At 46.0% G+C, this 11,685-nt stretch carries 13 protein-coding genes and 2 pseudogenes; 12 read left to right on the forward strand and 3 right to left on the reverse strand.

All coding sequences use genetic code 11. The features are described 5' to 3' along the window. Nucleotides 1-38: 38 nt before the first annotated feature. From EKM99_RS14845 to EKM99_RS14855, 3 genes and pseudogenes are all read right to left on the reverse strand, one after another. Entirely contained in the window at nucleotides 39-275 is a 237-nt protein-coding gene (locus EKM99_RS14845; RefSeq protein WP_125584144.1) for a hypothetical protein, read from the reverse strand. A 388-nt stretch (nucleotides 276-663) separates the two neighbouring features. Continuing rightward, complete coding sequence (locus EKM99_RS14850; RefSeq protein WP_125584145.1) at nucleotides 664-1,353, reverse strand: GH25 family lysozyme; 690 nt, start codon at nucleotides 1,351-1,353, stop codon at nucleotides 664-666. A 323-nt stretch (nucleotides 1,354-1,676) separates the two neighbouring features. Further along, a pseudogene (locus EKM99_RS14855) lies at nucleotides 1,677-2,469 on the reverse strand (IS30 family transposase). 182 nt (nucleotides 2,470-2,651) lie between these two features. On the opposite strand from EKM99_RS14855, the gene rpmF reads away from it, so the two are divergent. From rpmF to EKM99_RS14905, 12 genes and pseudogenes are all read left to right on the forward strand, one after another. Next, nucleotides 2,652-2,909: a 50S ribosomal protein L32 gene (rpmF, locus tag EKM99_RS14860; protein ID WP_373880230.1), complete on the forward strand. Its 258-nt coding sequence runs from the start codon at nucleotides 2,652-2,654 to the stop codon at nucleotides 2,907-2,909. 140 nt (nucleotides 2,910-3,049) lie between these two features. Then, nucleotides 3,050-3,199 carry a 50S ribosomal protein L33 gene (gene rpmG, locus EKM99_RS14865; RefSeq protein WP_057878489.1) on the forward strand — a complete coding sequence of 50 codons (150 nt, stop codon included), beginning with the start codon at nucleotides 3,050-3,052 and terminating at the stop codon, nucleotides 3,197-3,199. 19 nt (nucleotides 3,200-3,218) lie between these two features. Continuing rightward, nucleotides 3,219-3,488, forward strand: a complete 270-nt coding sequence (gene rpsN / locus EKM99_RS14870) for a 30S ribosomal protein S14 (protein ID WP_057878488.1) — start codon at nucleotides 3,219-3,221, stop codon at nucleotides 3,486-3,488. Nucleotides 3,489-3,512: 24 nt separating this feature from the next. Further along, nucleotides 3,513-3,629 (forward strand): putative metal homeostasis protein, encoded by a 117-nt coding sequence (locus tag EKM99_RS15900; protein WP_191983324.1) that lies wholly within the window; start codon nucleotides 3,513-3,515, stop codon nucleotides 3,627-3,629. Nucleotides 3,630-4,068: 439 nt separating this feature from the next. Next, complete coding sequence (locus tag EKM99_RS14875; protein ID WP_057878486.1) at nucleotides 4,069-4,980, forward strand: metal ABC transporter solute-binding protein; 912 nt, start codon at nucleotides 4,069-4,071, stop codon at nucleotides 4,978-4,980. A gap of 511 nt (nucleotides 4,981-5,491) precedes the next feature. Beyond that, a pseudogene (locus EKM99_RS14880) lies at nucleotides 5,492-6,752 on the forward strand (6-phospho-beta-glucosidase); the annotation flags it as partial. After that, nucleotides 6,730-7,206 (forward strand): ROK family protein, encoded by a 477-nt coding sequence (locus EKM99_RS14885; RefSeq protein WP_087129315.1) that lies wholly within the window; start codon nucleotides 6,730-6,732, stop codon nucleotides 7,204-7,206. The pseudogene EKM99_RS14880 and the gene EKM99_RS14885, both read left to right, overlap by 23 nt. 114 nt (nucleotides 7,207-7,320) lie before the next feature. Beyond that, nucleotides 7,321-7,473: a hypothetical protein gene (locus tag EKM99_RS15905; protein WP_164511621.1), complete on the forward strand. Its 153-nt coding sequence runs from the start codon at nucleotides 7,321-7,323 to the stop codon at nucleotides 7,471-7,473. A gap of 364 nt (nucleotides 7,474-7,837) precedes the next feature. Next, on the forward strand, nucleotides 7,838-8,779 hold the full coding sequence (locus EKM99_RS14890) for an alpha/beta hydrolase (protein WP_087129314.1): 942 nt from the start codon (nucleotides 7,838-7,840) through the stop codon (nucleotides 8,777-8,779). A gap of 92 nt (nucleotides 8,780-8,871) precedes the next feature. Then, entirely contained in the window at nucleotides 8,872-9,801 is a 930-nt protein-coding gene (locus EKM99_RS14895) for a metal ABC transporter solute-binding protein, Zn/Mn family (RefSeq protein WP_087129313.1), read from the forward strand. Further along, nucleotides 9,798-10,490 carry a metal ABC transporter ATP-binding protein gene (locus tag EKM99_RS14900; protein WP_087129312.1) on the forward strand — a complete coding sequence of 231 codons (693 nt, stop codon included), beginning with the start codon at nucleotides 9,798-9,800 and terminating at the stop codon, nucleotides 10,488-10,490. The genes EKM99_RS14895 and EKM99_RS14900 overlap by 4 nt, the downstream gene beginning before the upstream one ends. After that, nucleotides 10,483-11,283 (forward strand): metal ABC transporter permease, encoded by an 801-nt coding sequence (locus EKM99_RS14905; RefSeq protein WP_087129311.1) that lies wholly within the window; start codon nucleotides 10,483-10,485, stop codon nucleotides 11,281-11,283. The genes EKM99_RS14900 and EKM99_RS14905 overlap by 8 nt, the downstream gene beginning before the upstream one ends. Nucleotides 11,284-11,685 lie beyond the last annotated feature (402 nt).

An 11,685-nucleotide genomic window follows, 5' to 3' on the forward strand; every position in this document is an offset into this window, starting at 1 on the left:
TTCATGGCCTTTTTGACTAGTCTGAATAAAGAACTGGTCTAGTAGAGCAGGTGTTGCACTTCAATTTTAAATCGAGGACTTATATTTGACGTGATTTGTGCGATAAAATTATTTACAGCTTTGTCGGCCTCACGTTCGATGCGCAGGTTACTCCATTTTTTATCGGTGGAACGGTTAGCATTTTTGCTGTTTGAAAAATTCAAGTATTTGTTGCGAAAGTCGGTAAGGACGCTACTGTGATCATTAATGTAGGCTTCTATTTCAAAAGTATTCATGATGATTTCCTCCGTAATTAGCTATTAATTGAGTTGGTTAAAGTGAAGCAGTGGTTAAGCCAATTTTAGCGCAAAAAGGAACACATGTTCCTGAAAATGGAGAAATACGTTGCATTATTTTGTTTTTGTCAGCCGCTTACGGCTGGCTAGATTGCGGACCGGTGGAGGCGGTCGGAGGCCTGAAATCTATTTTCCCTTATTAAAAGGATACGGGAAATTCCTGTACGTAGTCATTTGTGGCTATATATGTGGATAATACGATTAGCCACTTTAATCCGAGCAAGTACCAAAAAAGCTCCGGCAATGCGCATGTTATCCTGGCATTGACCGAGCTTATCAAGGCATTAAAAGTTTGTGGTAAACACCCTTTTAAAGGAATCTAGTTTTTTTAAAAGGGTGTATTACTAGTCCACCACATTACATTTTTATTTGAGTTGGTAATTTCACTAGAATCAACTGCTTGTTTTAATGCAGGTAAATATTTCTTGTCTGTGTACTGCCAGAGATCAGTCTTTATAGTCGGCTTTTTTGTGTAGTTTGCAATCCACTGACCATTAAATTTTTTCCGTGCATGATTAGCATATTTCATTGCAAATTCTTGATATGAATAAAAAATTATTTTTTTTGATGTAAACTTTCGCATTTCTTTATACCAATCGCTGACAGCGGTGTTAGTAATTCCATATTTCATATTATTTTGTTCATAATCTAAAACATAAAATTTAGTATGCTTATTAGAACGATAATAGAATTCTCTAGCCTCTGATTTAGCTTCTTGATAATTATGAAAAGTAGCAAAATCATATTCACCAAAAGGAATATGAAATTTTTGATACAGCTTCGTATTGCTACTGGCAAATTTATCTTGCCGATAAATACCATATTGGCGACGGTTAATAATAAATGAAACTTGTTTTTTTAATTTTCGAACCTGGCTTGTTGATAGTTTACCTTGCCATTCTGATATATCTGGAATGGCCAATGAGGATGCGTAGGCTTTATCTATGCTGAAAATTGATATTGCAATGAAAAGACTAATAATAAGAGAAAAAATCTGAGGGGTTTTAAATTTTATCATAATCTTAGTTAATGCATCTCCTTATTCTTAAAAAGTACCATATCAAATATTATGAGTATTATTTGATGGGAATCCTATAATTAGACTGGATGGAGTCCAAAAATTCATTGTGTTTTTTAAAGTAGCAATGGCTAACTTTAATTAGGTACTACTTTTTACATTTTTAACATGGTGCGGTGTTCCTTCAAAGGAAGACTAGCCTCAGTCAGATAACAATTGAATAAATTTGACAAATTTAAAATAAGCATGTTCCATTATAAAACGTAGCGATTACTATTTAAAGACAAAAATAAAAAAACTTACGGTAGAGGCAGTTTGGAAATTTAATCCGAATTTTTGTTCAAATTGGGCAACATAACCTGATAAGGTGTTTGCCAGTTAAGTATTTTAAGCGGTCTTTGGTTCATTTGGAGTAACGTCGTCGTTAAATCTTGAGCACTAATGTGATCAAACCGAGTTTCTTTAGGAAAAAAATAACGTAAGTTCCGATTAAATCGTTCATTACTACCACGTTCAGCTGGCGTATAAGAATGGCAGTAATAGGTCTCAGTACCACGATCCACAGTAAAACTGTGCTCAGGACCATTAAAAGTTGTTAGGAACTTAGTTAGGGCTTCATTAACAGTCACTGTCATCCGATATTTTAACCGGTATGCCCAAAGGAACCGTGATTTGTGATCGATTAAAGTTAATAAAACTGCCTTACTATGCCCCTGAAGGCCAACGACTGTATTTAGTTCAAAATCACCGATGCGGTTACGTTGATTAACGACTATGGGCCGCTGCTCAATTGATCTAGCCTAATGGTTGATTATATTTAGAACGTTGGTTCAGGTAGATCAAATCAAGTTTCCCCTGATTTAACCAATTATAAATAGATTGAGTAGCTAGTTTGAATTCGTGAGCAATCATTTCTGGTGACTAGCTTAAACGTAAATGGTTTAGAATTATTTGCTTTACTTCGGCACTAAGTTTAGTTTTTCGACCACATTGTGACCGCTTATATTCGGCATCTGTTTGTGCTAATTCAGCCTGATAAGGTTTACATCGAGATACTTCATAAGAAATTGTGGACGGTGATCGGTTCAGCCGACCACCCATTTGGATATTGGACAGACCCTAGACAAAAGATCAGCTCCTAAAAGATGGGTTTGTGGTAAACACCATTTTAGAGAAGGCTGATCTTTTTGTCCGAACAGCGTTCGGATTAATTTTACAATCTACCTCTTAAGCAAAAAAGCCTGTGATAATGGTGATTACTTAATAAAAAATGTAATAGTCAGGTTGAGTTAAAATTTGTGAATTACATTGACAATATTTTTTTTTGGTATATTCTAAATAGTAATTGTTACTCTTTAGAAAAAGGAAGTGATCTTTTGGCTACACCTGCACACCGTCAATCAAAATCCCGAAAGCTGAAGCGAAGAGCAACACAGAAGTTAACATTACCGGCAATTCATTGGGATAATCAACTCCAAGATTATGTACTTTCACATCATGTCTCATTGAAAGGTTATTGCCACGGAAGACAGATGATCCATAAGTTGGCCAAATAACATTTGTAGCAACAGGAATTTTAGTACGGGATTTTTAGATCATAAACAAGTAAGTTTTGTAATTTCATCAGCTGATGAAATTGATATACATGGTCTATTAAGTGCTTATTTTTTGTAAATTCAATAAAAGGGGTGAAAAAATGCGAAAACAAATTATCTTGGCCAATACAACCACGAAGGAAAGACTATATTTGACAAGTAAGAATCCTAAGAACATACCTCAGAAGATAAAATTGAAAAAGTATTCTCCAAAGCTAAAATGCAGGATTTGGTTCACTGAGGTTAATTAGAGTATAAAAGGAGATCAGAATGGCAAAAAAATCAAAAATAGCTAGATATGAACGTCAGAAGGAGCTAATTGCCAAGTATGCTTTTGAGCGGAAGCAAGCAAAGGCACAGGGCAATTACTTAGTACTTTCTAAATTTCCCAAGGATTCTAACCCAATTCGATTGCGAAATCGTGATAGTTTGGATGGTCGTCCACGAGGGTATATGCGTAAGTTTGGTATGTCTCGATTGAACTTTCGCAAGTATGCCTTGTTAGGCCAAATTCCCGGACTACATAAGGCTAGTTGGTAAGAAGACATCTATGGAGGAGATATTGTGGAAAAAGAAAATTTATCAAGTGCGTATAGGTATTTGAAAAGTACTAATCGTAAGACTAGAAAACGCGCATTAAAAATTATTAAAGAAGCGAAAAAAATGTGCAATAAGTCATAGGCAATTTGAAAATGTGGGTCAATACGATTGGGTCGAGTTAAGCTAATTAAGGACTTGAGGGAATGGTTAACAATAGAATTCCTCTTTGGAAGCAACCGCTAGTTATATTACGCACCATCATTACGATTGGTACTATACTTATCGTTTGTGATCTGGCTGCGCAGTATTTTTGTGAACCTAAAATAACGGCACAAAAAATTAACTTTTTCATATTTACCGCCCTATACAGAACATATTTGGTATGTATAAAAGATAGGTTAGCCACTAGTCTTACTATTGCTAATCTTAGCAAGAATCTATTGAATTTTAGGAGAGCCTTTTTGAGTTGACTAATTTTTTACGCTTGCATATAGTGTCAGCCGTTGCAAATGCACAAAAAATGTAAAATGACAGATAATTGCTTAAACGCAATTTTATTTTAGAAGGGGAGTAGCTTTAATTGTTTAGACATTTAAAAAAGGTGATATTACCGTTAGCATTTCTAATCTTGGCCGTTGGAGTTGCTGGTTGTTCAACTAATAAGACAACTCAACAGAGTAACAAAATTAACGTAGTGGCCACTACTGATTTTTATGGAGCAGCTGCAAAGGCTGTCTTAGGAAATAAAGGAACTGTCACTTCCGTCATCAATAATCCCAATGTTGACCCTCATGATTACGAACCAACTGCTAACGTTGGTAAAGAGGTGTCTAAAGCAAATATCGTTGTGGCTAATGGAATTGGGTATGATGGATGGATGGATAAGCTTGCCAAGAACACTAAGGAGCAAATTTATATCAAAGTTGGTGACGATTTACTAGGAAAAAAGGATGGCGATAATCCTCACCTTTGGTATCGGCCGACTACCATGCCTACTCTGGTAAATCAGTTGGTGAAAAAATATACCAAACTTCAACCTAATAACAAGAAATACTTTAAGAAAAATGCTCAAAAATATATTCTTTCACTCAAACCAGTCAATCAGGAAATTGACAAACTGAAAAAAATGGCTCGTAATCAGAATAATAAGGCAGTATATGTTAGTGAACCTGTTTTTGATTATGCACTGGAAGCAATGGGATTTAAAGTAGCAAATCACAGTTTTGAAGAAGATACCGAAAATGACGTTGATTATGCTCCCAAAACTATAAAGCAAATGCAAGCTGGTATTGAAAACCACAAAATTTCTCTGTTCGTCTTCAATAAACAAGTAGATTCTAAAACGGTTAATAATTTTGTGAACCTTGCCAAAAAGAATAAAATCCCCGTGTTGCCAGTAACTGAAACGTTACCAAAAGGTGAAAATTATAAGTCATGGATGCTAGGTCAGTATAAACAGCTTTACAGTATATTACAATCCGGAAACAATTAGTCTAATGTTTAATTTAAGCTAGGATCGGTGCCATTGCACTGATCCTAGCTTACTATTGTTGTAAAAGTTGACCTTCGAAGTTCACTATGTGGGTTAGTCATCTTCTATGCGCAATAGGTTGTTTGTGATATACATTGAAGAAATTATTCTAGTTATCCAAAAACAGTATGCTATGTAAAAAATAGGTCCATAAAAAGGTAATATCTGGGCCAACAGTATTTCGTTAATTCAGAGCTTTTTGAGATGTTGACATATATAAATAATTGTCTTAGATTGACACATTGCAGCTTTTTGTGTTGTTATCTAAAGGTTGAAAGTACGAAAATAGCCCTCAGCCCTTATCACGAAAGGCCTGAGGTCCAAAATAATACTTTCCCAGCTTTATCCAGCACTGCCTAGTAGTCTCGCGAGACTACTAGGCAGTGCTTTTGTGAATTCTTCAAAAATGGTGTCCAGGGCTTCTGAAGACATGCCCATCTTTCTACCTAGACCACTAAGAGTTCTCATTCAATATCCCGAAGACGTGAAGCTGTTTGCCGAAATGGGCTTCAAGTGCTTCCGGACCTCGATTGCGTGGTCCCGAATCTTCCCACAGGGGGACGAATTGGAACCCAACGAAGCGGGGTTGGCATTTTATGATCGGTTGTTTGATGAGTGCCTGAAGTACCATATCGAACCCGTCGTCACGCTCTCGCATTTTGAGATGCCGTACCACCTGGTCACCAAATACGGGGGTTTCCGCAGCCGGCAGGTCGTGACCTTCTTTACCCGCTTCGCTCGGGCCGTCTTCGAACGCTATCAGGATAAGGTCAAGTACTGGTTGACCTTTAACGAAATCAACAACCAAAGTAACTACGATCGGGCCTACCAACTCGGGTATCAAAATCGAACCGGGGGAGAACGCCGAGGCCGTGATGTACCAAGCCGGCCACTACGAGGTCGTTGCCAGTTCCCTGGCCGTGCAAATTGGTCACCAGATCAATCCGGACTTCCAAATCGGGGCCATGATTGCCATGTCGCCGGTGTATCCCGCCACGGATAAACCCAGCGATGTGCTGAAGGCGCAACGCGCGATGCAGGCCCGGTTCTGGTTCTCAGACGTGCAAGTTGAAGGGACTTATCCGACCTGGTTGACCCAGTACTTCGACGCCAAGGGCTACGACCTGGACATCACCAAGGCCGACCTGGCCAACCTCAAACGCGGCACGGTCGACTACTTGGGCTTTAGCTACTACATGTCCTTTGCGACCGCGGCCAGCGACCACGAGGACCCGCAGTTCTCCTACAACGAATCGACCGACCTGGTCACCAACACCTACGTGCCTCAATCCGACTGGGGCTGGCAAGTGGACCCCGAGGGTCTGCGCTACTCGTTGAACTGGCTGAATGACCGGTACCATCTGCCCCTGTTTATCGTGGAAAATGGGATTGGGGCCATCGACCAACTGACGGCCGACCATCACGTCCATGACGACTACCGGATCACCTACCTGCACGACCACATTGAACAGATGGAGCTAGCTATGAAGGAAGACGGCGTACCGGTGATGGGGTACACACCGTGGAGTGCCATCGATATTGTTTCGGCTAGCACTGGGCAACTGTCCAAACGTTACGGGTTCATTTACGTTGACCGCAACGACGACGGGTCGGGTAGTCTGGCCCGGTACAAGAAGGACTCCTTCTACTGGTACCAACACGTGATTGCCACCAATGGTACCGACCTTGATCCCGTAGGAGGTGTCGCGCATGACACAGTTACCACCGACTGAACCGTTACTGGTCATTGACATTGGCGGCACGACCGTGAAATACGGCGTGTGGGCCGACCAGCGGATTCAACGCAAGGGTCGCTTTGATACGCCCAAAAATTGGCCCGACCTGTTGGCAACCCTGTTAACGGTGCGTCGGCGGTATGACCTTGCTTTTCGGGGCGTGGCCATTAGTCTGCCGGGGAGTGTTGACACGGTTGCCGGCAAGATTTCCGGAACCAGCGCGGTCAACTACCTGAATGGCTTCCCCATCAAGGAAGCCCTCCAAACGGCGCTGGGATTGCCCGTCAGCATTCAAAACGATGCCAACTGTGCCGGCCTGGCCGAAAGTTGGCGGGGCAACGCCCAGGACGTTGACGCCGTTACTGAGGCCTTCGGATTCTGCAATGTCTTCCGGCGCCACGATATCCTTGACCACGGGAACCCCGACCAGTCCGTTATAGGTGCCAATTAGACTACTGACCACATCCAGGGCCAGCAAGAGGCTAAAGATGGGCCAACTGGCGGGCCGACTCATCAGGCCACCGACTAGCAGGTAAAGGCCGCCGAGAATCAGACGGTTTTTGAGTTGTTGCTGAAAGTGGTTGGCCGTCTGGTCGGCAAAGTACCCCATGACGATCATAAAAACCATGGGGAGGGTGGCCAGGATCGAGGCGATGATTACGGCGAGTTTGGGGTCTGGCATGTGCCGGGCGTAAATGACAAAGACGATGCTGAATAACGTGGATCCTAGGCCACTCAGCGTACCAGTCAAAAAGTAGAGACGGTAAAGTGAATTATGTATGAGCACTGACATGGTGCGGTCGCTTCCTTCTAAAGAATGCCCCCAGCATAGTCCCAACCGGTGCCCAGGGGGTCAACTTTCGGGTAGCTGGGAATGTGACCTACCATACTGTGTGACACAAAGTAGTGGCTGCTAGATAAGGCCCGACTGATTAGTGAAGGAGGTGGCGTAGTCAGCGAGGGATAACTTGAACCCCCAACCGGTTTATTTTCTGGTTAAATTGAGTGGTAAAGGTTGGCAACTGGTGAAATTTTCGGGTAAGGTGGAATTAACGATAAACCCTTAAAGGAGTGCAGACAGGATGACAAAAACTTGGCAAAAATTAGCAGATATTACGGCGGCGTTGGCTGCGACCAGTTTGGCCGGTGTGCTGGCGGGCACGGCGGTGGTCTATAACGTGGGGATGAAGTCCTTTGCGAAGGGCCGACAAAAGTCCCGGCAACGGTCGATCACGGAAAACACGGCTGCCGACAACGCGTGGTATCTGATGCAGCAACCCCGTGAATGGCAGATCACCAGTCAAGACGGCCTCCTGTTGCGGGCGTCGTTTTTGAACAACGACCAGCAGGTCCATAACCGGGTGGCGATTCTGGCCCACGGGCTGGGGCATTCCCGCGAACAAATGGTGCCGTACGCCCGACTCTTTGAAAGCCTCGGGTACAGCGTCTTGATGCCCGATGCGCGGGCCCACGGTGAAAGCGAAGGCAACACCATCGGTTACGGCTGGCTGGACTGGCGCGACTACCAGCAATGGATTCAGCGGGTGATCGATCTGCGGGGGGACGACGTCCAGATTGTCTTGATGGGGATCTCGATGGGGGCTGCAACGGTCCTGGCCGTCTCCGGTGAAAATCTGCCGGCCAATGTTAAGGCGGTCATTGCTGATTCCGGGTACGCGTCCATTTATGCGGAGGCCCGGTTCCGGTTACACCATAAGTACCACGTACCGGCTCGACCGACCATGGACCTGGCCAACCAGTACTCCCGGTTTGACGCGGGCTATCGGCTGAAGGACGGGGACATTGTTGGCCAAGTCCGGCAGACCCACTTACCGATCTTCTTCATTCAAGGGGCCAATGACCAGACCGTCCCCGTTGAAAATCTGGACGTCCTGTACCAGGCCGCGGGCGGCCCGAAGCAAAAGTACCGGCACCCGAGTGCGGCGCACATCATGACCCGCGCGGCAGATCCGGCCGTTTACGACCAAAAGGTGGCCGCCTTCTTGGCGCCGTACGTTGATTAGGACAATTAAGAAAAAGATTGACAAACTTTCAAAATCCGATAAACTGGTAAATGGTAATAGTTATCATTTACAGAATTTTAAGACGGAAAGAGATGGATCTTGTACGGCGCAGAAGATGGCTAACGGTGGTTTTGCTGGTAATGGGGACGTTGTTCCTAATGCTCAGTGGTTGCGGAACGACCTCTCACCAACGAACCACGACGAAAACGACTGGCATTCATGTCGTAGCCAGCCTGGACTTTTATGGCGAAGCGGCGCAGAAAATTTTAGGCTCGGCGGGGACGGTCACCACGGTGATCAATAGTCCCAGCATCGACCCGGAGAGTTTTGAACCCGATATCGCCACGGCCAAGACGGTCGCCAAGGCCGACGTCGTGATTCAAAACGGGCTGGGGTATGATAGCTGGATGGAACGGTTGGTCGCGGCCAACGCCCATTCGCAGATTCACACCCTCACGTTGGGCAACCTGATTGGCCGCAAGATGGGGGACAATCCGCACTTGTGGAGTGACCCGCAGCTGATGATCACCATGACCCGCCAGCTGGTTAAACAGTTCAGCAAGCTGGACCCGGCCCACGCGGCCGATTTCAAACGGCGCGGGGCGGCGTACGAACGCCAGCTACAGGTCCTGCCCCAGCTGGTCCAACGGATTAAAAAGCAATCCCACGGACAGACAGTTGCCGTGAGTGAACCGGTGTTTAGCCTGGCGTTAGACGCCATGGGGTACCGCGTCAGCGATAACCACTTTGCCCAGGCAATCGAAGAGGACAGTGATCCCACGCCGGCTGACATCACCCAGTTGCAGGACCAGATCAAACACCACAAAATTGCCTTTTTCGTCGAGAATACCCAAAATTCCAGTAACAACGTGACGACCATGGTACGCTTGGCGCACAAGTACCACGTGCCGGTGGTCAAGGTCACCGAGACCATGCCGGTGCACACCAGCTACCGCGACTGGATGGCGGGCCAGTATCGGCAAGTCTTACGGATTCAACAGGAAGCGAGGACGGCTGAATGACCACGACACAAGCAATCTTAGAACTGAAACACTTGGGGATGACCTTTCCGGGCCACCCCGTTTTTAACGATCTGACTCTGACGGTGCGCCCCGGTGAATTCTGGAGCATCGTTGGGGAAAACGGGGTCGGGAAAACGACCCTGATGCGGACGATTCTGCACCAATTGCGCCCCACCACGGGCGAGGTCGTCTATGACCCCAGCCTGCGCATCGGCTACGTGCCCCAATTTCGGAACATCGATGCGGAGTACCCGTTAACGGTCCGCGACTTCGTGGGCCTGAACCTGACGGGCTGGAAACTCCCCTGGCTCAGTCGTGACGAACGGCAACGGGTCACCAAGATCCTGGGGGAGACCGGGCTGGAAAAAATCGCGACCCGGCCGATCGGTCAGGCGTCTGGTGGGGAAAAGCAAAAAGCCTACCTCGCACAGGCCTTGGTGGAAGCGCCCAGCCTGTTGATCCTCGACGAATCAACGGCTAGCTTGGACCCCGTGACCAAGACCGAATTACTCGATTTGGTCCAGTGGTTGAACCGCGAACAGGGCCTGACCGTCCTGTTCGTCACCCACGACATTCCGTTGGCGCGCAAGTACAGCCAGCACTTCTTGATGTTGACGCCGCAAGGCACCGAACAGGGGCCGATTGCGACACTGACGGACGAAAAGGTTTGGAGGGGTGAACGTGTTTAGTTACGAATTTATGCGCAACGCGTTTGCGGCCGGGACGATTATTGCCATTATTTGCGGGATTATGGGTGTCTTCGTGATTGCCCGCAACATGTCCTTCCTGACCCATACGCTGTCCGAAATCGGCTTCTCCGGCGCGGCCTTCGGGATTTTTGCCGGGTGGACGCCGTTGAGTGGGATGCTGTTGTTTACGGTGGTCAGTTCGGTTATCGTGGGCCAACTCAGCGTCCGGGCCGAACGGCGGGAAGCCGCGACGAGTGCCATCTCGGCGTTGTTTATTGGGTTGGGGATCCTGTTCCTCTCGTTGGCCAATAAAAACGCCAGCTACGCGACCAACATCTTATTCGGGAGTGTCATTGGGATCAGTGCCAGTGACGTGACCCAGATGTTAGTCCTGTCGATCCTGGTTCTGCTAGTGGTACTGGTGATTTACCGGTTCCTGAAGTTTGACTCATTCGACCATACCGGCGCGCAGGTCAAGGGCCTCTGGACCAACGCCTTATCGATTACGTTCTTGGTTCTATTGGCCTTGAGTGTCAGTGTGGCGGCCCAAATCGTGGGGTCGTTACTGATTTTCATTCTCCTGACGTTACCCGCGGCGACGGCGAAGTACTTCGTCCACACGGTGGGCGGTATGATGGGCTTGGCGATTGTCCTGGCCCTGGTCGGCGTTTGGAGCGGGCTGATGCTCAGCTACGTGACCAACTATCCCGTGTCGTTCTTCATCGCGGCCATCGAAGCCGTGTTTTACTTCATCGCGCTGATCTGGCAACATTTTCAGACGGCGGCAAAATAACGTGAGCGTTGTGAGAGCTTGGGACCGCCGTCCCGGGCTCTTTTTTGCGCTGTAGGCATGGTGGGAAAGTCAATATAATAAGCCGGTCCGGGTCTTTTCTAAAATACGACTGCTTGGCCACTGAGTTAACTTAAAAAAGGAAATTGCTCAGTTTGAGCAGTCCCCTAATAGTTTTGGATGTTAAAACGATGCTTATGAGCTTAACTCGCGTAGCCGTTCTAATGACTGACCGGACACCACTAACGACATAATGTGTCATCCCCGTATGCTAGACTTAGTCGTACCAATTCTAGAAGAAAAATCTGATTGGATGAAACTAAAATTACCTCGATTTAAAATTGAAGTGCAACACCTGCTCTACTAGACCAGTTCTTTATTCAGACTAGTCAAAAAGGCCATGAA

The sequence above is a fragment of the Levilactobacillus cerevisiae genome, assembly GCF_003946245.1.
Lineage (GTDB): Bacteria > Bacillota > Bacilli > Lactobacillales > Lactobacillaceae > Levilactobacillus > Levilactobacillus cerevisiae.

Excerpts from the sequence above, each read along its gene's own strand:
- EKM99_RS14845 (WP_125584144.1), bottom strand. The coding sequence starts at position 275 with ATGAATACTTTTGAAATAGAAGCCTACATTAATGATCACAGTAGCGTC.
- EKM99_RS14850 (WP_125584145.1), bottom strand. The coding sequence starts at position 1,353 with ATGATAAAATTTAAAACCCCTCAGATTTTTTCTCTTATTATTAGTCTT.
- rpmG (WP_057878489.1), top strand. The coding sequence starts at position 3,050 with ATGCGAAAACAAATTATCTTGGCCAATACAACCACGAAGGAAAGACTA.
- rpsN (WP_057878488.1), top strand. The coding sequence starts at position 3,219 with ATGGCAAAAAAATCAAAAATAGCTAGATATGAACGTCAGAAGGAGCTA.
- EKM99_RS14885 (WP_087129315.1), top strand. The coding sequence starts at position 6,730 with ATGACACAGTTACCACCGACTGAACCGTTACTGGTCATTGACATTGGC.
- EKM99_RS14890 (WP_087129314.1), top strand. The coding sequence starts at position 7,838 with ATGACAAAAACTTGGCAAAAATTAGCAGATATTACGGCGGCGTTGGCT.
- EKM99_RS14895 (WP_087129313.1), top strand. The coding sequence starts at position 8,872 with ATGGATCTTGTACGGCGCAGAAGATGGCTAACGGTGGTTTTGCTGGTA.
- EKM99_RS14900 (WP_087129312.1), top strand. The coding sequence starts at position 9,798 with ATGACCACGACACAAGCAATCTTAGAACTGAAACACTTGGGGATGACC.